Here is a 19,488-nt window from a genome sequence, read left to right on the forward strand (position 1 = left end):
ACTATGTAATGTATTTCACCATACAAGAAAGGACTGAACAAATGTTTTTTGCGAATTTTATTAAAGCCATCCTTTTCGGGATCATTGAAGGCATTACCGAATGGCTTCCCATCAGTAGTACCGGTCACTTGATCCTTGCTGATGAATTTATTGGGTTGAAAGTAAGCCCGGAATTTATGGCGATGTTCAACGTCGTGATCCAGTTAGGAGCGATTCTGGCGGTTGTTTACCTCTATTTCCATAAATTAAACCCTTTTTCACCCACCAAAAATGCATTGGAAAAGAGAGACACTTGGACACTCTGGTCGAAAGTGATCATTGCTGTCTTACCATCTGTCATCATTGGTTTGCCACTGGACGATTGGTTAGACGCTCACTTCTATAATTTCCTCTCTGTTTCGATCGTTCTGATCATCTACGGGATCGGCTTCATCGTCGTTGAGAAAAGAAACAAAAACAAAGAACCAAAATGTACCGATTTGAACAAGTTCACTTATAAAGCAGCACTAATTGTCGGGATGTTTCAAGTATTAGCATTGATTCCCGGAACATCACGCTCTGGCGCTACGATTCTTGGAGGAATCATGATTGGTGCCTCCCGCTTTGTCGCAACAGAATTTTCATTCTTCTTAGGTATCCCTACCATGTTCGGTGCAAGTGCCTTAAAAATATTTAAATTTCTGAAAGATGGAAATGCTTTTGACTTGCAAGGAACAGTTATCTTATTAACTGGAACGATCGTTTCCTTTATCGTTTCCGTGTTAGCCATCCGCTTCTTGATGAATTATATCAAACGAAACGATTTCACTTTCTTTGGTTGGTATCGTATCGTACTTGGTGCGGTTTTGATCGTTTACTGGTTAGTATCTTTATAATAAAAACACTGCGATGTCCTTTTGGACATCGCAGTGTTTTTAGCTAAATTACGTATTTTTGATGACCATGCCGTCAATAATATCGACAGCACCTTCTGTGTCGTTGATGATTGTTTCAAAGCGGTCATAAATATCTTTCCATTTAATGATTTCTAAGACATCTTTTTCATCGGTGAAAAGGGCCTTTTTCAATTTAGAGTACAAAAGGTCCGCTTCAGACTCGATACGATTGACATCATTGATCATTTGACGTAGCGTCTTTGAATTTTTGAACTTAGGAAACTCTTTTAATGCCGTCTGCACACCTTGTGTGGCCTGTTCGATCATGACAGCGAAATCAGCTGTTTCCGGACGTAATGACTTGATCACAAGATTTTCAAATAAATAAGTCAATCCCATGATGCCATCTAAAATATCGTCCAAGCGTTCAGAAATGATCAAAATATCTTCACGATCGATCGGTGTGATAAAAGAATCATATAATTCATTGGTCAATTCTGCGATCACTTGATCGCCTTCTTTTTCTAATGCGTGAATTTCTGCTGCTGCTTCAGTTAACGCTGCTTCTGAATAATCATTTATCAGAACTGAGAAACGTTTTGCCGCTAAATGACCATTGGTTGCCAGCTGCTCCATCGCTGCAAAATAATCAAAACTTTTTTTTCGTGCCATTCTTCTCTCTCCTTACAAAATCACAAGTAATACTTTTACCATTACATAGGCAATCAAGCCACAGCCTGGGAAAGTCAAGATCCAAGCATAAATCATTTCTTTCACGATGCGCCAGTCAACGCTGGAAAAGCGACGTGATGCGCCAACACCCATGATGGCAGTTGTTTTTGTATGTGTCGTCGAAACGGGAATCCCAAACACGGAAGATAAGAACAAGCAGATTGCCGCTGTTAAGTCAGCCGAAAAACCTTGATATTTATCCAGTTTGACCATGTCCATGCCGACAGATTTAATGATTTTCATCCCACCGACAGAGGTTCCGATTCCCATAGTAAGAGAACATAACGCCATTACCCACAAAGGGATCGTAAAGCCGTTGCCGCTTTTTTCTACAAGGTTATTGTAGTAAAGACCTAGCATAAAGACCCCCATAAACTTTTGACCGTCTTGTGCGCCATGCAAAAAAGCGTTTGCTCCAGCTGCGACCGCTTGCCCGATCGTAAAAACTTTATTTGCTTTACGACGAGAAGTTCCCCGGAAGAGCCAAACGATCAATTTGGTGATGATAAACCCACCAATGAACCCCATCAATGTTGAGACCACCAGCCCTATCAGTACTTTGACCCATTCTTGTCCGTTTACTGCATGTAATCCGCCCAGTGCCATTGCTGCTCCTGTAAGTCCAGCAATCAATGCATGGGATTCACTAGTTGGAATACCGAAGTACCAAGCCGCAACCGTCCAGACGACGATTGAAAAAAGTGCAGCAGCTAAAGCAATTTGTGCAACATGTGCAACATGAAAGCCGCCAGCAGTATCAAAGCTGACAATGTTACTGATGGTTTCAGCAACTTGCGCATTGAAATACGTCATCACTAAGACCCCAAGGAAATTCATCACTACCGCCATTCCAATAGCGACATTTGGACGTAGGACCCTCGTAGAGACTGCGGTGGCAATTGCATTTGGAGCATCCGTCCACCCATTGACGAAAATAACGCCTAACGAGAGCACGATGGTTATAACTAAAGCCATATTCACATTTATACACCTCATTTAAAAATTCCGAAGTAATCATAGCATAGAAAGTGAACAAAGTGTAAACTTTTTGTAAGTATTCATTAAAAAATATGTAAAGGATTAAAATAATAATATAGAACAAGAAAAAATAGCTGGCAAAAGCACCTTTTTTTGTGTTAAGTAAAATTTCTTTACAACTTTTATTGCAAATGAAACTTGCATTAGGTATAATGACTAGTGTTGATTTATACGTTTCAAACGTATAAGAACTTATTTTTGGAGGTGAAATACATGCCAAACATTGAATCTGCAATCAAACGTGTTCGCACAAGCGAAGCGGCTAATGCTAAGAATTCATCTCAAGTAAGCACAATGCGCACAGCAATCAAAAAATTTGATCTAGCTGTTGAAGCTGGTGCTGATAACGTAGATGCGTTATATAAAGATGCTGTTAAAGCAATCGATATGGCTGAGACTAAAGGATTGATCCACAAGAACAAAGCTAGTCGTGACAAATCTCGTTTAAGTAAAAAAATTGCGAAATAAGCAAATTAAAGCCGAAGCAATCAAATGATTGCTTCGGCTTTCTTTTACCCTTGTCTTTTACCATGCTTTAAAACGAACAATTGAAACAGAAATTCTTTATCGATTTGACCACTTTTCACCAAATAATCATTCTCAATCAATTCATGATAAAGGGCTGCTAATTGCTTTTCATTGAACTTTCTTGCCTGCTGCATCGCTAACTTGACCCGATAGGGATGGATTTTTAGTGTCTCAGCAATATTTGCCTGTTGATAGCCCACCTTCATCAGAATCGACGCTTGTAAAAGCAAGCGTACTTGTCCAATCAAAATTGCATTGATTTTAATGGTCTCTTCCCCTTGTAACAACAAGTCATCATACAACCGCCAGGCATCCGCTACTTTTCCTTGTAACACATCATTAGTCAATTCAAAAACATTGTGTTCTAAGGTTTTAGGAATCAATTGCTGAACGATTTCTTTTGTGATCTTCGCATCTTTTCCTGCATACAAGCGTAATTTTTGCAGCTCCTGCATCGCTTTTGATAAATGGAGATCAGTCAACCGCAGGAACAGTTCAAAAGCTTCTCTAGTCATTTCAATACCATCGTTTGTCAATGTCTGTTGCAAGTACCGACGAACATCCGCTTCTTTCATTGGTGCCACATCGATGATGATCCCTGCTTTTTTCAACTGCTTCGTGATTTTCTTTCGTTCATCCAGCTTATCATATTCGGCAAAAATCACCAAAACAGCCGTGTCCATTGGATTTTTTAAATACAGCAAAAAATCATCAAGGTCATGTTCTGGAACATTGGCTTTTTTTTCTGCTGTTAGAAAAAAAGGCCGCTCCACAAAGATCAATCGCTGATCACCGAAAAACGGCAACGATTGCGCTTCTTGAATCACCAAATCCAAAGGCTCTCTTTCCATATCAAAAGAAGCAAAATTCAAGTCATCTTTTGAAACTTCAAAACGCGTCAAAAATGCTTGACGTACTTGTTCTTGTAAAAATTTTTCTGTGCCTGTCACTAAATAGATAGGTTGCAGAGATTTCGTCCGAATCTCTTGCAACGCTTTTTGCAGTTCCATAGATTCCCCCGCTTTCTTTTCCATCCTATCATCATTCTAATCGATAGTCTAGCCATGTTTCTAGCTGTTGGACACGATGCCAATTTGACCAGCTGAAGCGGATCATCCCCTGCTGATCTGTTCTCAAGATGCTTCTTCCTTCCATCACTTCCAAAACTTCAGAATGTGGATGTCCATAGCGATTGTCTTTGCCACAAGAAATGATGCCGATTTTGGGTGAAAGGCTCTCGATAAAACGAGCAGAAGTGGAGGTACGACTGCCATGATGCCCTAGCTTTACCACTTCTGCCTGGAGATGAGGGTACTGTTGAATCAACTTTTCTTCCCCTTTTTGATCTAAATCACCGGTAAATAAAAATCGCCACTTCTCAATTTCAGCCTTCAAAACTAAAGAATCTTCATTTTCACCTTGCCCAGACTCAGGAGCTAAAACAGTGATAGCAAGGTCGCGACCAATGGTTTCACCCACTTTTGTCCAGTGAACAGTTCCTTGCGGAAGCTGCTTGATTAACGCGGCAATCTGAGGATGGTGTTCACTTCCAGGAACTAGGTATATTTTTTTGACAGGGATTGCTGTCATTAATGCCAGTGCATCACCTAGATGGTCCGTGTCTCCATGAGTCAAAAAAAGCCCATCGATTTGCCTGACTCCCTCGCCTTTTAAAAATGGAATCAATGAGGCGTGTGCATTTTCTTGATACGCGCGTTGCTGCCACGCCTCTTTAGGAAAAGATAAACTGCCGCCGGTATCAATCACATACACTTCCCGGTTAAAGGCTGTTTGTAGGACAATACTATCACCTTGCCCAACATCGACAAATGTAACGGCAGCAGGGACAAAAAGACGCTGTAAAAGTAGCGGTAAAAACAAACTGACTAAGAAACAAAAAAAGAACTGATGTCGCTGATACAAAAATAAACCAAGAAGACTACAGAAAATAGCAAGTTCTATGGGAATCCTTCCAGTCGTGAGGGCAAATCTTCCAAGAAAAAAGACGATTTCCTCTATTCCATGCAAAAGTGTTTCACTCCAACTATCCAGATAGGGTATTTTTGGTATCAAAAGACTTACGGCAAAAAGAGCAAAACAGCTAGGTAAGATAAAACGTTGAAACAACGGAAGCAAAAGAAGAGTAAAAATCCCAACCAACAAAGGAAATTCATAGAATAAGTGCATCAGCAGCGGCGCTGCCAATAACGGCAAAAACTGAGAACGGATCACTGAGGAAACCTGTACGTTTCTTTGCATGAGCAATAAAAAAGTCATCAAAAAACATAGCTGCCCGGACGTTTGCAGAAAAACTTTTGGGTCGATCATAAGTGTTAGAAAAAGCACGATACCGTAACGATCACAGGCTGAAAGGTGACAGGAAAACAGTCGCAAAAGAACGGTCATCCCATAAGCGAGAACAGCTCGAATCACGCTGATAGAACCACCAAATAAAATGGCGGCTATCAGGATAATTGGCAAAAGAGGAAGCAGCATCTCCTCTCTGGTGAGCTTTCCTCGTCTCAGACCTCGTTCTAACCAGTAGAAAAAGAAAGACACATGCAGTCCGGACACAGTAAAAAAGTGCAGCAAGCCACTGCTACTGAATAATTGACGGATCTCTTGAAACTCATGATCTTTATACCCAAATAACAATGCGTTTATATAAGATGCCAGCTTCTCAGGGAAAAACTGCTTCACGTGAGTCACTGCAGCTGCTCGCCACCTGTAGATCGAAGAAATCCCGGCAGTTTGTTTGCTTGCGAGAATCTCAGTAATCGTCAATGTGCCTAAGAAGTTCCTGCTAGCCAAATAAAATGAGTAATCAAAGGCATGTTTGTTTCGGATTGGCTCTGCTATCTTGAAATTTCCATGTACTCTTAGTGATTTCTGCCAATTTTGTCGGCTGAGCCATTGGTCTTTTTCGGAAAGAGAAGAAACTTGGTAACGCCCCATCACTTTACCTTCAGGCAGTTTCCCTTCAAATGTCACTAAATCACCATTAACTTTGATCGTATCAGAATAGATAAGAACCTCAGCAGTTAACGATCCTTCTTCCAACTGACGATTTTGAAAACTGACCATACGTCCCCCTATCAATACACTGCCAAGACAACAAAGTGCCAATAAAGCAACTTGTTTTTTTATCAGTAGTCCCAGAAGAAGATAACTTGCGATAATAAATAAAAGAACAGATTTCAAATAGAAACCTGTTACCCAGCAACCAATGATCACTCCAACAAAAAGGAAATGGTCACGGCATGTTTGTATGTGTAGCCCCATTCAAGGCACCAAAAGATAATTTTTCAAAATATGCTGGATCAAGTTCAACTTGGTGGACGGTAGCACCAACTTGTTGAATCAAATCTAGAGCATATTGATTATTGCGGTAGTCATTCAGATAATGAATTTTCTTGACGCCTGCCTGCAAAATCGCCTTCGTACAAGGCAAACATGGAAAGTGTGTCACATAAATCTCGGCATTGTCGGTTGAAACACCTAGCTTGGCGCATTGCAGTAATGCGTTCATTTCTGCATGGATCGTGCGGATACAATGTCCGTCAACCACATAGCAGCCTTCATCAATACAATGAACGTCTCCACTAACTGAGCCATTGTAGCCGCCGGCAATAATCCGTCGGTCCTTGACTAGTGTCGCCCCCACCTCTAACCGAGAGCATGTACTTCTAAGAGAAAGTAAAACAGCTTGAGCCATAAAATACTGGTCCCAAGGGATTCGTTTATTTCCTTCTATCGATCGGTTTTGAGAATTAACCCATTGATTCTTTTTATTCAGATCGCTTGTCATCTGCGTACCTCCTTTTTCTATTTTTCCGATTGCGAAATAATAGTACACAATTTTTTATAATATACTATACCCCCACTGATTAATCTAGGGGCTAATGAATTTTAGTGTCTTTTTCTCCATTCACTTCTGCTTGTTTTTCCTACTGCTACCGTCAGTCAAACAGTTCTCAAAATGACTCCACTACCTGCTGGGTATTGTTTTTGATTAAGGGACTGGGAATAAAACTGCTTGTTATTTTCTTTGATGCTACTAATATTTGATGCTATTAACGGATGGAACGAAAGATCCTCACTTTACTCTTCCCAGGTATAATAGTTTTTTCGCCTTTTCTCTCTTTCTTCTTCCGATTCCTCCCTTTCATTGAAACACTTGCCTAACGCAAATTTTTCATAAAACCTTTGTAGCAACACCATCTGCCTATTTCTAGTTTTTCAGGGGTACATAAAATAATACGCCTTTCGAGTGCTCTTGCTTTTTTTTAACAGCAAAATACACGCTTCTTTTTTATTTCCAGCTTTTTTTCTTTTTCACTTTTGTTTTCAGAAAAAACTTGGAAATTTTCTTACCCAAAAAGTTTTATACTTCGTTTTGTAAGAAAAGAGGTGGACACACAATGAACAGAAGCATACATCAGCTTTCTCCTCCGAGATAACAGCGCCAAAAAGATATTAGACTTAGAAAGAAGCGATTTGATGAACGAGAAAAAATTATCTTTATTTGGTTTTTTCGCACTAACAGCCTCGATGGTCCTGACTGTGTACGAGTACCCAACTTTTGCCACGTCACAACTTCATTTGGTTTTCTTCTTATTATTAGGAGGTATCCTCTGGTTTTTGCCTGTTGCACTCTGCGCGGCAGAAATGTCGACGGTAAAAGGCTGGCAGAACGGTGGGATATTTAGTTGGGTTAGTGAAACATTAGGCGAACGGTTTGGCTTTGCAGCGATCTTCTTTCAGTGGTTTCAGATTACTGTCGGGTTTGTTACGATGATTTACTTCATCTTAGGAGCACTTTCTTATGTGCTGAATTTTCCCGCCCTCAACAATGATCCATTGATGAAGTACATCGGTTTGCTGATTATTTTTTGGCTCTTAACGTTTTCTCAGTTAGGTGGAACCAAAAGAACAGCAAAAATTGCAAAAGCAGGATTTGTTATCGGGATCGTCATTCCCTCTATCCTCTTATTTGTGCTAGCAGCAGCTTATTTCATCGGTGGAAATCCTATTCAAATACCCCTGAGTGAAAAAGCATTTATCCCTGACTTTTCAAAAGTTTCTACTCTCGTGGTATTTGTTTCTTTTATTTTGGCTTATATGGGTGTGGAGGCCTCTGCTTCCCACATTAATGAACTAAAAAATCCGCAAAAAAATTATCCACTAGCAATGATTTTGCTAGTCATTCTTGCCATTGCATTAGACGCTATTGGCGGCTTCTCTGTTGCTGCGGTCATTCCGCAAAAAGAATTATCTCTCAGTGCCGGAGTGATTCAAACCTTTGAATCGTTGTTGCTTCACTTCAATCCGCATCTTGGTTGGCTAGTGAAGTTAATCGCACTAATGATTGCCTTTGGTGTCATGGGTGAGGTCAGCTCATGGGTCGTTGGCCCATCAAGAGGTATGTTTGCAGCGGCACAACGAGGATTACTGCCGACTTTTTTGCGAAAGCACAATAAACATGGCGTCCCTGTTCCGCTAATCATGATTCAAGGAATCATCGTTTCAATATGGGGTGCTGTTCTAACGTTTGGCGGCGGTGGAAACAACTTATCTTTCTTGGTAGCTATTTCGCTGACAGTAGTGATTTATTTGATTGGTTATTTGCTGTTTTTCTTGGGCTATTTTGTTCTGCTTTTTAAGAAAAAAGATCTTCCTCGTACCTATAATGTTCCAGGAAAAACAATCGGAAAAACAATAATCGCAGGATTAGGGCTCATCATGTCGCTGCTCGCATTATTCGTTTCGTTCTTCCCACCTTCTTCGATTCCTGCCAGTGAAGACAGAACTTACCAAGTCATCTTGTTGATTAGTTTCATCGTTACTTTATTGTTACCATTCATTCTCTATGAACTTCATGACAAACGTGGCAAAGAAGCTCAAATCGACGAACCGGTTCATATGAAAACAGGAGATGTGAACCCTGCCACTTATCCAAGCGCTCGAGGAGAACACCACATCGTTCAAAACGAGAAGTATACAATCAAACATTAACCGTATTTTTTATCTATTAGGAGGAATTATCATGTTATATGGAAAAGAAAACCGCGAAGAAGCAGACTATTTGGAACCAATTTTTGGAGCTGTTTGTGAAGGAGAAGATTTACCGAAATACAAACTAAATCCACAATCTGTTGAACCTAGAATGGCCTATCAGCTCGTACAAGATCAGCTACTTGATGAAGGAAATGCCCGTTTGAATTTAGCTACATTCTGTCAAACCTACATGGAACCGGAAGCAGTTAAGCTGATGACACAAACTCTAGAAAAAAATGCCATCGACAAATCCGAGTATCCACGAACAGCAGAAATTGAAAATCGCTGTGTGAATATCATTGCAGATTTGTGGCATGCAAGCAAAGAAGAAAAATTCATGGGCACTTCTACCATTGGTTCTTCAGAAGCCTGTATGTTAGGTGGGATGGCAATGAAATTTGCTTGGCGTAATCGGGCGGAAAAACTCGGTCTCGATCTAAATGCTCATAAACCTAATTTAGTGATTTCAAGCGGTTATCAAGTTTGTTGGGAAAAATTTTGTGTCTACTGGGATATCGAGATGAGAGAAGTCCCTATGGATGAAAACCATTTGTCGATCAATCTTGATAAAGTGATGGACTATGTTGATGAATATACGATCGGCATCGTTGGCATTCTAGGAATCACCTATACAGGACGCTATGACGACATTAAAGGATTGAATGAACTTGTTGAACAATACAACCAAACAACGGACTATAAAGTCTACATTCATGTGGATGCTGCTTCTGGTGGTCTCTATACCCCTTTTACTGAACCGGATCTCGTCTGGGACTTTCAATTACCAAATGTCATATCAATCAACACATCGGGTCATAAATACGGTCTCGTTTATCCGGGTGTGGGTTGGGTACTTTGGCGCGATCAATCTTACTTGCCTCAAGAACTTGTATTTAAAGTCAGCTATTTAGGCGGTGAGTTACCAACCATGGCCATCAACTTCTCCCATAGTGCTGCTCAGTTGATCGGACAATACTATAATTTTGTGCGCTATGGTTTTGATGGTTACAAAGCGATTCATGACAAGACCCATAAAGTTGCTCTTTATTTGGCAAAAGAAATCGAAAAAACCGATCTATTCGAAATGATCAATGATGGCGCTCAACTTCCGATCGTCTGCTACAAATTGAAAGACGATCCAAAACGGGAATGGACGTTGTATGACTTAGCAGACCGTTTACTCATGAAAGGTTGGCAAGTTCCAGCTTATCCATTACCAGCCAATTTAGACGACCAAATCATCCAACGATTGGTCATTCGTGCAGACTTTGGTATGAATATGGCCCACGATTATATTCAAGACATGAAAGAAGCTCTGCTGGCACTTGATCAGGCTCATCTGGTCTATCATAAAAAACAAGAAATCAAAACCTACGGCTTTACTCATTAAAAAGGCCAACACGTTCTAGCAAGAAACTTCCCCAAAATCATTAGAGCTCTCAACGTTACTTCTATTGCGGAACTGTCCCAAGTAGTGCCATTCGCTTGCACTACTTTAGTTCAAAGAGAGGGATTGCGCACGGCTGTGCGCAATCCCTCTCTTTGTATCAATAATTATCTTTTTCAGTCTTTTCAATTACTCTTTGTTGCAAAGATTTCCTCGACTCGTTGATATAGTGTCTGATTGATAGCTAAGATAACAGAGGAAACAGTGTTGAAAGTCACCGGATAAATTTTAGTATTTTTCGTTTGAAGTGTTTCTTGATAAAGAGAAGCATCACATAAAATCATTCGTTTGGTACAAAAAAAGACATCATCCACCACATCAGTTAATTGGTGATAGATCATATTGCTTATGGTAAAGTGCTCATCTAACATTTCTTCTAACTGTTGGCGATAATACAAGTATTTAAAATCAGAAGGTGCAACAATATACACTTCCAAATGTTCAGTTTTTTCAGCATCAGGAAGCAAACTTAGTAAAATCGTCAATTTACGAACCAGATTGTCATTCCATCGAATCATCTGCTGGTTTTGGTTTGCCCATAACCCAAGGCTCTCCATTATTTGATCAAACATTTCCCTCTCACTTGGGTAGAGAAAGAATAGACGATCCGTTTGAAAGATCTGCATGTCCCCCCAAGCGGAACGAAGAAACGGTAGTAACGCTTTTTCGAACAACAAATGATTTTTCTCGGAGATTCCTAATCGGTTTTGTAATAAATGCGTGAGTTCCAACATCTCCGGACAGCGATGAATGTGATTACGATAAACGACTTCAAAATCTCTTTGCAACAGCTCCAGATTATTGCACTGATACTTGCGTGAATTAAAAAGTGAATAGATGTAAAATTCTTCGTCCTCATTGCTACACAAAGAAACTACAAGTTCTTTAAGACCTTGCTGTAATAATTGAAATAGCGGTGTCTGTCGTGCCATCTCCTTGTCCCTTGATGCAAAACAAATAGGAGCTATTCGGCTTCTTGCTAATCCGATGTGGATCCCTAAATGAATGATTTGACGTTCGTCTTCAGGATAAGAACGCAGAAAAAAACGTTGTTCCACGAATTGGATCAGTTCTTCACAAGCCTGCTCAATAAAAGACTGATTTTTTTCAGGACGTTTTCCTAAATAGTTCATTACAGCCAATAGAAGATAGCGGAAGTCTTTCTCGGGGATCTCGACCTCCTCTTGCTCTTCATTTAAATAGCCCATTTCCTCAAAAAATCTCCATAAGTCTGTCCGAATGGTATAAACCTTGCTTAATGAAATAAACACCTCTTCCGATATTTTTTGCCAACTTCTCTCTCCAATCAAAAATTGATAGAGAACTTGTAAAAAATAGGATCCTTGATAAATGGTTTGAGTAAGCTCTGATAAGGAAGATCCGGCAGTAAAAACCACTTGATATGTATGCTTCTCGTGAGTGGCGGTAGCAATGCGTTCTTTTAGTAAAAGCAGAATTTTATCAATGTCATTGATAATGGTCGCAGGACAGACATCCAGCTGTTCGGCTAAACGGTCAATAAGCACGCTTTCCTTCTCATACAACTGCTCGCAAAGATAGACTTGACGAATCACGCATTTTTCTATATACCTTTCCAGCATAGGCTCGCTCCTTTCCCGAATTTATTACGTCCGTTATTATAAACTATCAGGAAATAGGAAGAAATGAAATTGATAGCATTCTGAGGAAAAGTTTAGGCAAAAAAATTGTTTTCAAAATTATTTTTAATTTTATCTTGGGAAAAATGAAGAATTTTTCATGTAATCGGTATAGCTTACCTTTAGCAAATCTTTTCCTGCTGAAATAAACAAATGGATTACACAGTGAGAAAAGGTCTACTTTGTATTCACACGATAAATTCCTTAGATCCCCTAGCATTCGATACAACATATAGTTGTATCGATTGACTCTTTTTGAGCAAAAGATTAATTTTTACAACCACCGGCCGCCTGCGACAGAGTGTGTTTTTGTTAGCATAATACGTCGCGATACTGACTTGTTTCACCCGATCGCTCTACTAAATAAAAATGACTTCTCTACTTACCTTATACCCCTTATACCCCTATACTCCCTATACCCCCTACAACAACGAAACAGAAAAGCCACTGAATCGCGAGCTTATTCTCTTATTCTTTCTCTTATTTTTCATCGCACCTTGATCAACCCCTCCAAAGCCTCATAAGTTTTAGGGCCAATACCAGAAACTTCTTTCACTTCTTCCACGGTTTTAAAAAAACCCTTTTCTTCACGGTAAGCGATGATTGCCTCTGCCTTTTTCGCGCCAATGCCTGGAAGCTCTTGTAACTGGCTGCTATCTGCTGTATTTAAATCGATCTGGTTCTGAGCAAGTGTTCCTTCTGCTCCGTTGTCAGCGTAAACTACCGGATCATCTAAATGAGGAACGATTACTAATTGTTGATCTGACAATTCTTGGGCAAAATTCATGACTTCTTCATTTCCTTCATCAGTGACCCCGCCCGCTAATTGGATCAGCTCATACAGTCGAGCTCCACTAGGTAAGGTGTAAATACCCGGATTTCGGATTTCTCCTTTGATATCTACAACGATCTGGTCCAATGACTCTTTCCTACTCTCTGATTCGAAAATTGGTGAAGATTCTTCTGCTTCGGGCCATTCTGGCTCATTCGGGGTAAAAAACAAACCAAATAGAAAAAGAATGACCAACAGCGCGCTCAAGGATAAATGCCAATATTTTTTCCCAAAATCCACCCACTTGTCCATAATGAATCACCTCAAAAAGAAGTACGCAAAAAAAGTCTTGATTGCTCAAGACTTGATAATTTCTTCGATTTCTTTCATGGAATGAACGACATGGTCTGCATCCAAATCAGTTAGCAATCCTTCAATATCATAGAACATCGTTTGCACCCCTGCCCCTCGTCCAGCCAGCACATCCATCGCACGATCACCGATCATTACAGTCGTTGTTTTGTCCAATTGATATTTTTCCACTAAATAATTCAAAGACGTTGGGTCCGGCTTGCGGGGAAAATTATTCTCCGGTCCCACGATCTCTACGATCAAATGGTCAAGATTTTCTTTCATTAAAAGTTCTTTCGTTGAAACAACGTCACGATGGGTCAAAATATAATTCTTTCCGCCATGGTCTACTACTGCTTGTAAAGCTTCTTTCGTTCCCGGAAATGAAACGGGTAGCCGCTCATCTAGTGCTTCATATGCTTTAAAACGAGCGCTAAAATCAATGAAATCCAATTGATATTTCTCAGCTACTTGTTTTGATGACGATGCTTTCAAGATGCGATAAATTTCTCTCGAATCGGGATCAAATCCAGCGTCTTTCAATGTTTTAAGAAACGCCTCTAACATGATTGGGTAACTGTCAAACAATGTGCCGTCAAAGTCCCAAATATACGAATGATACATGTACAACCCTCATTTTCTAAAAATAAGCTGAAATGTTTCCGTGAAAAAAATGTTTTTTCAGCAACTTTACAAAGTTTATCACAAAAGTCCGCCTTTGTCTTTAGATCAAAAGGCAAAGTGGTTGAGACAGAAGTGATTAGTTGCAAGAAATTACGGCTTATTACTGCAAAAGCGACCGCTTACCGTGCGTTCGAAAAAAGAGCTATGACAACCTTTTGTCACAGCCCTTAAAAATTACCAGCTTCCGGAAATTCCGCCCCCACTACTGGACCCACCGCCAAAGCCACCGAAATCACTATCCGAGCTTTTACTCTCTGCGATGACCTGTTCTTGTCGCGTGACATGATTGATGAGTAACAAATAAACTAAAGATTGATCCATAGTGGTTGGATTGTATTCACGACGAGCATTATTCAATAGTTCTGAACGATCTTCCCCCGAAAAATCACCTACTTGTTTTTGTAGATCTGGATGATTTTTATATACTTCATGGAGATCGATAGTAAACAAAGCATCCGTTTTAACAGAATCAATCAAGCTAGCTATTTCCTGAGAACTCGTCTGCACCATTTCAGGATACGTCTTTTCCTTCGTAAGCAGCATAGCCAAATAATCGTTGTTGAGACTACGCCGCTGAATTTCTTCTTCCGCCAACTGCTGAATCTCTTTTTTATACTGTGGAATCAAATAAGCATTTTCTGCAAGAATATCTCCAGTTAAATCATAATCTCGTAATTGTTCCTTGAGTTGCCGCTGCAATTGTGTTTCATAGGTTCGCAATGTGTCATGGCCTTGGGCTAACTCTTGCCCAAAGATCTTCAAATTTTTATGATCTTTCATATATTCTTGCACGAATTGATCGGCCAACTGCGGATTTTTCAATGCTTGTTGAATCATTTGGTTTCTAGCTGGTTGCGGACTGATTCTTTCAAACTCAGCTAATTGCCTCGGAATAACTTCACTAAGCAGGTACATTTTTAACGCCTTCAAACACTCTCCAGCAACAATATAGTGATTGAAGGTCTGATAATTCCTTCTTTTACTTGCCCATCTGTAAAAAGCCTTTTCATCAAACGCTGGATCCGAATGAATATGAGGAGGAATCACATTGGCTGCTTGAAAACTTTTCTTCGTTTGGCGCTTGCGCCAGCCTATCACTCCGCTAATAGCTGCAATAACCAATGCACTAACTGAACTAACAAGTTGCCAAAACAGCAACCAGAATTTCTTTGACTCTGCGGCTTCTCGGGCCTTTTTTTCTGCCAGTAGCTGTTGCCCATCCGCATAAATTTTGTTCAGACCAACCGTTTCGTCCGCTGTTTTCATTTCCTCATAGACGCGATCAGAAGCATTTAAAACAGCTTGATCATAGTCTTCATCACGCAAAAGATCTTTTGTATCTTCATCGATCAGGTCATCATCTGACAAATCAGAAAAAATATACGTTAAGCCATCCCCATAGCCTAAACGAAATTCCCGGTCCTCGATGGCAAACACAAAAACTAAGCCATTGTTATACGCGGATTGACCAAAACTGTATTCATCAAATAACTGATTGGTTACTGTCTCGATCGATTGGCCGTCTAAGTTTTTAAGCGTGACAACAGCGTATTCTGGACTTCCTGGCAACGTTTGGAACCTCTCTTGGTTTAATTGATTGATTTTTGCGATTGTCTCTGCTGAGAGGACCCCTGCATTATCCTTCACAAAACTTTGACCAAATACTTTTTGGGGAACAAGTAGCACGAACATGACGATCACTATCAGTATGGAGCTGCCCACTACCCTCTTTTTCATTCTTGACACCCCTATCTGTATAAAATTACGTTAATTGTATATTACTTCCAGATGATCAGCATAGGGCTAAAGCCTTAGATCACAAAGAAGAAACTGCGAACTAAGTGCTACACTAAACAAAATGTCCGATTTTTTTACTAGCATCCCCTCCAAAATACCATTAGGTCTTTATGAGCGAATGTTCGAAAAGTAATCACCTTTTCGTCCAATCGAGAGCATTTGATTTGTGTGTTCCTTATATCGCAGTTTCAGAAGATGATCAGTTTTTGAAAGAATGAATCGGCGCAGGAATTCGGCCGCCTCGCTGAATAAAGTCAGCAGATTTAGCTGGATTAACTTTCATAACAGGTGCTGTGCCTAGTAAACCACCAAATTCGATGCGGTCTCCTACTTGTTTTTCTTTAGCCGGAATGATACGTACCGCCGTTGTTTTATGGTTGATGACGCCGATTGCTGCTTCATCAGCAATCATCGCAGCAATCGTTTCTGCAGTAGTATCTCCAGGAATTGCGATCATGTCTAAGCCCACCGAGCAAATTGCTGTCATCGCTTCTAACTTTTCTAGATTCAACAAACCACTTTCAACTGCTTTGATCATGCCTGCATCTTCTGAAACCGGGATGAAAGCACCCGATAAACCACCAACATGATTGCAGGCCATGACGCCGCCTTTTTTGACGGCGTCGTTCAACAACGCCAATGCAGCCGTTGTCCCGTGAGTTCCAACGGATTCCAGACCCATTTCTTCCAAGATGAGCGCCACACTATCCCCTACAGCCGGAGTAGGTGCTAAAGAAAGATCGACGATCCCAAAAGGAACCCCTAAACGCTCTGAAGCTACACGTCCTACGAGTTGCCCCATACGGGTTATTTTGAAAGCCGTTTTTTTGACTGTTTCTGCAACGACGTCAAAAGATTCTCCTTTGACTTTTTCAAGCGCACGCTTGACCACTCCAGGACCGCTGACGCCTACATTAATCTCGACATCTGCTTCTCCGACACCGTGAAAAGCACCGGCCATAAACGGGTTGTCTTCCACTGCGTTAGCAAAAACAACTAATTTTGCACACCCCATGTCTGAGGTTTCAGCCGTTTGTTTGACTGTTTCCCCCATTAACCGAACAGCATCCATATTGATTCCAGCTTTGGTTGATCCAATATTGACCGAAGAACAGACAAAGTTCGTTGCTGCCAGCGCTTCTGGAATCGATTGGATTAATGCTAAATCACCGCCTTGATACCCTTTTTCAACCAGAGCACTGTAGCCACCGATGAAATTGACCCCTACTGTCTCAGCTGCCCGATCCAATGTTTTAGCTACCTTCACACAGTCTTGTGGCGTCGGTTGACTGGCTGCCACAACAATGGCAATCGGGGTAACAGAGATTCGCTTGTTGATGATTGGAATACCATATTCTGTTTCGATTTGTTCGCCAACTCGCACCAAGTTCTTGGCTTTTGTCGTAATTTTTTGATAGATTTTTTCGCACATCTGATCGATATCGGCATCGATACAGTCTAAAAGAGAGATTCCCATTGTAATGGTACGAATATCAAGATTTTCTTCTTCAACCATGCGAATGGTTTCTAGTATTTGATTGATTTCCATAGAAGCCCTCCTATAATTTATGCATGGTATCAAAAATTTCTTGGTTTTGAATACTGATTTTAACACCTAGTGTTTCGCCTTTGGTATGCAATTGCTCACGAATCGTTTCAAAATCTGCATTTGCCTCCATCGATAATAACATCATCATCGTAAAGTATTCTTCCATGATGGTTTGTGAAACATCGAGGATATTGATGTCTAATTCTGCCAATAGTTGGCTGACGCCTGCGATGATCCCTACCTTGTCTTTTCCAATAACGGTCAATACTGCTTTCATAAGAGCCCGCCTTTCATAAAATTTTTCTTATTATAGCATAAGAAAACCGCACTTTCGATGAAACTTCATACGAAAGCGCGGTTTTTAGTAATAATGTTCGTCTTTATCCCAGCCGTTCTTGTAAAACAGCTTGTGAATCAAAGGTATAAATGATTGGCTCTGCATTGGGGACATCGATTTTGTCGACTTCTTCTTCAGGTACACTCTCCAAATACTTCACTAAAGCCCGCAAACTATTGCCATGGCCTGTGATCAAGACATTTTTTCCTGATCGAATGAAGGGAACAACATCATCCGACCAAAAAGGGGTGATCCTTTCAACGACCATTCCTAGGTTTTCTCCTTTAGGAATCAAGCGTGGATCTAAGTCGTCATAACGACGATCAAAATGATTTTCTGAAACATACAGCGGCGGTTCATTATACCCTCGTCGCCACTTTTGGACTTGACCTTTTCCATAACGAGCAACCATTTCATCTTTATTGACACCGACTAACTGTCCGTAATGTCGTTCATTCAACCGCCATGTCTTATAGGTAGGTACCCACAATTGAGCGCTTGCTTCCAAAACAGTGTTGCAGGTGATGATGGTTCGCTGAAGATAAGAAGCAAATGCTACATCAAAAGAAATACCCAATTCTTTGATTTTTTCTCCCGCTTGCCAAGCCTGTTCCCGACCCTTTGCTGTCAAGGCCACATCCAGCCAGCCCGTCCAATAGTTTTCAAAATTTGCTTCGCTTTCGCCATGCCGTATCAATACTACCTTCACTTGAACGCCTCCTCTTTGATTCATTATCTCAAGAAAAAAGCAAAATGTCTTGGGCAAAGTTCACAGAGACATCCTTTTTTATCTGAGTATACAAAAAGGCTAGGCATAAGTTGAGCCAGACCCGATCTTTAAGGAACAACTGTCCTCTCGTAAATCTTTCTGACTGTTTTTACTTATGCCCTAGCCTCATACGTGCATGGGTCTGTTCTTAAAATTTGGAGAAATTAATCAAGAATCGTTACTTGAACGGTCCGACGGCCCCATTGTTCGCATTGTGCGTTTGTTGGGAAATGCACGTCGATGATATTTCCCTTGATCGCACCACCGGTATCGCTGGCGATGGCTTCTCCATAACCTTCAACATAAAGTCTTGTGCCTAGAGGGATCACAGATGGGTCCACCGCAACTGCCATCGGATTTTCCAACAAGTTTTGGCCGGTAGCTGTCACAGTTCCGCCGCCTAAAACATCTGCTGGATCAGAACTATATGCTGTTGCTTCCATCGTCATCGTTGTTCCAGAATAGCTGCTTGCTGCAGATTCAGATTGGTTTTCGTTGTCAGATTGGTCTTCTGCTTGTGTGGTTTCTTTTGCAGGTTGTTCACTTGCTTGGTTATCTGATGATACTTTTTTGTCGGTGTCAATAATCAGAGTTGTACCATCGTAGATGATGTTAGGATCTTTCAGTTTGTTGTCTTTTGCAATTTGATCAATATGATCTAAATTACCAAAGTATTTTAAAGAAAGACCAGATAATGTGTCATCAGATTTCACCACATGTTTGATTTCGTCTGCGTTAGCAGTTGTACTTAATGCAGCAAAACCAGCAATTGTGGCTGTAGTTAATACGAATGTTTTAATTGATTTCATAAATTTTATTTCCCTCGCTCTATGTAAGTTTTCGTCGTAACGACTTGATAAATAATAGCAAGATACGTTAAGTCCTTGGTAACAG

At 40.5% G+C, this 19,488-nt stretch carries 17 protein-coding genes; 4 read left to right on the top strand and 13 right to left on the bottom strand.

Annotation, left to right across the window (positions count from 1 at the left end):
- Window positions 1-41: 41 nt before the first annotated feature.
- Window positions 42-875 carry an undecaprenyl-diphosphate phosphatase gene (locus EG2_RS13735; RefSeq protein WP_005472587.1) on the top strand — a complete coding sequence of 278 codons (834 nt, stop codon included), beginning with the start codon at window positions 42-44 and terminating at the stop codon, window positions 873-875.
- A 48-nt stretch (window positions 876-923) separates the two neighbouring features.
- Here the strand turns inward: EG2_RS13735 and EG2_RS13740 are convergent, their stop codons facing one another.
- Entirely contained in the window at window positions 924-1,547 is a 624-nt protein-coding gene (locus tag EG2_RS13740) for a DUF47 domain-containing protein (RefSeq protein ID WP_003127286.1), read from the bottom strand.
- Between the two features lie 12 nt (window positions 1,548-1,559).
- On the bottom strand, window positions 1,560-2,588 hold the full coding sequence (locus tag EG2_RS13745) for an inorganic phosphate transporter (RefSeq protein WP_172461419.1): 1,029 nt from the start codon (window positions 2,586-2,588) through the stop codon (window positions 1,560-1,562).
- Between the two features lie 270 nt (window positions 2,589-2,858).
- On the opposite strand from EG2_RS13745, the gene rpsT reads away from it, so the two are divergent.
- On the top strand, window positions 2,859-3,113 hold the full coding sequence (rpsT, locus tag EG2_RS13750; protein WP_003127283.1) for a 30S ribosomal protein S20: 255 nt from the start codon (window positions 2,859-2,861) through the stop codon (window positions 3,111-3,113).
- A 44-nt stretch (window positions 3,114-3,157) separates the two neighbouring features.
- On the opposite strand, the gene holA is transcribed toward rpsT, so the two are convergent.
- The 3 genes from holA to EG2_RS13765 are packed head-to-tail and all read right to left on the bottom strand — an operon-like array spanning window position 3,158 to window position 6,981.
- On the bottom strand, window positions 3,158-4,183 hold the full coding sequence (gene holA, locus EG2_RS13755; protein WP_003127282.1) for a DNA polymerase III subunit delta: 1,026 nt from the start codon (window positions 4,181-4,183) through the stop codon (window positions 3,158-3,160).
- 31 nt (window positions 4,184-4,214) lie between these two features.
- Window positions 4,215-6,455 (bottom strand): DNA internalization-related competence protein ComEC/Rec2, encoded by a 2,241-nt coding sequence (locus tag EG2_RS13760; protein WP_060815118.1) that lies wholly within the window; start codon window positions 6,453-6,455, stop codon window positions 4,215-4,217.
- A complete protein-coding gene (locus tag EG2_RS13765; RefSeq protein WP_005472581.1) occupies window positions 6,427-6,981 on the bottom strand; it encodes a ComE operon protein 2 in 555 nt (184 codons plus the stop codon). Before EG2_RS13765 ends, EG2_RS13760 begins: the two co-directional genes overlap by 29 nt.
- Window positions 6,982-7,673: 692 nt before the next feature.
- Between EG2_RS13765 and gadC the strand changes: the two genes are divergently transcribed.
- Window positions 7,674-9,188 (top strand): glutamate:gamma-aminobutyrate antiporter, encoded by a 1,515-nt coding sequence (gadC, locus tag EG2_RS13770; RefSeq protein WP_005472579.1) that lies wholly within the window; start codon window positions 7,674-7,676, stop codon window positions 9,186-9,188.
- 31 nt (window positions 9,189-9,219) lie between these two features.
- Window positions 9,220-10,620, top strand: coding sequence for a glutamate decarboxylase (locus EG2_RS13775; RefSeq protein WP_021150904.1), 1,401 nt, complete (start codon window positions 9,220-9,222; stop codon window positions 10,618-10,620).
- Between the two features lie 182 nt (window positions 10,621-10,802).
- Here the strand turns inward: EG2_RS13775 and EG2_RS13780 are convergent, their stop codons facing one another.
- From EG2_RS13780 to EG2_RS13815, 8 genes are all read right to left on the bottom strand, one after another.
- Complete coding sequence (locus tag EG2_RS13780) at window positions 10,803-12,278, bottom strand: hypothetical protein (RefSeq protein WP_003127277.1); 1,476 nt, start codon at window positions 12,276-12,278, stop codon at window positions 10,803-10,805.
- Window positions 12,279-12,822: 544 nt separating this feature from the next.
- Window positions 12,823-13,419 (bottom strand): helix-hairpin-helix domain-containing protein, encoded by a 597-nt coding sequence (locus tag EG2_RS13785; RefSeq protein WP_060815119.1) that lies wholly within the window; start codon window positions 13,417-13,419, stop codon window positions 12,823-12,825.
- A gap of 45 nt (window positions 13,420-13,464) precedes the next feature.
- Window positions 13,465-14,082 (bottom strand): HAD-IA family hydrolase, encoded by a 618-nt coding sequence (locus EG2_RS13790; RefSeq protein WP_003127274.1) that lies wholly within the window; start codon window positions 14,080-14,082, stop codon window positions 13,465-13,467.
- 234 nt (window positions 14,083-14,316) lie between these two features.
- Window positions 14,317-15,879: a TPM domain-containing protein gene (locus EG2_RS13795; protein WP_060815120.1), complete on the bottom strand. Its 1,563-nt coding sequence runs from the start codon at window positions 15,877-15,879 to the stop codon at window positions 14,317-14,319.
- A gap of 259 nt (window positions 15,880-16,138) precedes the next feature.
- Entirely contained in the window at window positions 16,139-17,488 is a 1,350-nt protein-coding gene (locus EG2_RS13800) for a PFL family protein (RefSeq protein ID WP_060815121.1), read from the bottom strand.
- A 10-nt stretch (window positions 17,489-17,498) separates the two neighbouring features.
- Window positions 17,499-17,765: an ACT domain-containing protein gene (locus tag EG2_RS13805; RefSeq protein ID WP_003127269.1), complete on the bottom strand. Its 267-nt coding sequence runs from the start codon at window positions 17,763-17,765 to the stop codon at window positions 17,499-17,501.
- Between the two features lie 103 nt (window positions 17,766-17,868).
- The gene (locus tag EG2_RS13810) at window positions 17,869-18,534 is read right to left on the bottom strand and encodes a 2,3-bisphosphoglycerate-dependent phosphoglycerate mutase (protein WP_060815122.1); all 666 of its coding nucleotides are present in this window, start codon (window positions 18,532-18,534) and stop codon (window positions 17,869-17,871) included.
- 224 nt (window positions 18,535-18,758) lie between these two features.
- Window positions 18,759-19,403 (bottom strand): 3D domain-containing protein, encoded by a 645-nt coding sequence (locus tag EG2_RS13815; RefSeq protein WP_060815123.1) that lies wholly within the window; start codon window positions 19,401-19,403, stop codon window positions 18,759-18,761.
- Window positions 19,404-19,488: the final 85 nt, after the last annotated feature.

The organism is Enterococcus gallinarum NBRC 100675 (assembly GCF_001544275.1).
GTDB classification, from domain to species: Bacteria; Bacillota; Bacilli; order Lactobacillales; family Enterococcaceae; genus Enterococcus_D; species Enterococcus_D gallinarum.

Coding starts and splice junctions, on each gene's coding strand:
- EG2_RS13785 (WP_060815119.1), bottom strand. CDS start 13,419: ATGGACAAGTGGGTGGATTTTGGGAAAAAATATTGGCATTTATCCTTG.
- EG2_RS13775 (WP_021150904.1), top strand. CDS start 9,220: ATGTTATATGGAAAAGAAAACCGCGAAGAAGCAGACTATTTGGAACCA.
- EG2_RS13735 (WP_005472587.1), top strand. CDS start 42: ATGTTTTTTGCGAATTTTATTAAAGCCATCCTTTTCGGGATCATTGAA.
- rpsT (WP_003127283.1), top strand. CDS start 2,859: ATGCCAAACATTGAATCTGCAATCAAACGTGTTCGCACAAGCGAAGCG.
- EG2_RS13805 (WP_003127269.1), bottom strand. CDS start 17,765: ATGAAAGCAGTATTGACCGTTATTGGAAAAGACAAGGTAGGGATCATC.
- EG2_RS13765 (WP_005472581.1), bottom strand. CDS start 6,981: ATGACAAGCGATCTGAATAAAAAGAATCAATGGGTTAATTCTCAAAAC.
- EG2_RS13780 (WP_003127277.1), bottom strand. CDS start 12,278: ATGCTGGAAAGGTATATAGAAAAATGCGTGATTCGTCAAGTCTATCTT.
- EG2_RS13740 (WP_003127286.1), bottom strand. CDS start 1,547: ATGGCACGAAAAAAAAGTTTTGATTATTTTGCAGCGATGGAGCAGCTG.
- gadC (WP_005472579.1), top strand. CDS start 7,674: ATGAACGAGAAAAAATTATCTTTATTTGGTTTTTTCGCACTAACAGCC.
- EG2_RS13760 (WP_060815118.1), bottom strand. CDS start 6,455: ATGGGGCTACACATACAAACATGCCGTGACCATTTCCTTTTTGTTGGA.
- EG2_RS13790 (WP_003127274.1), bottom strand. CDS start 14,082: ATGTATCATTCGTATATTTGGGACTTTGACGGCACATTGTTTGACAGT.
- EG2_RS13795 (WP_060815120.1), bottom strand. CDS start 15,879: ATGAAAAAGAGGGTAGTGGGCAGCTCCATACTGATAGTGATCGTCATG.
- EG2_RS13800 (WP_060815121.1), bottom strand. CDS start 17,488: ATGGAAATCAATCAAATACTAGAAACCATTCGCATGGTTGAAGAAGAA.
- EG2_RS13815 (WP_060815123.1), bottom strand. CDS start 19,403: ATGAAATCAATTAAAACATTCGTATTAACTACAGCCACAATTGCTGGT.
- holA (WP_003127282.1), bottom strand. CDS start 4,183: ATGGAACTGCAAAAAGCGTTGCAAGAGATTCGGACGAAATCTCTGCAA.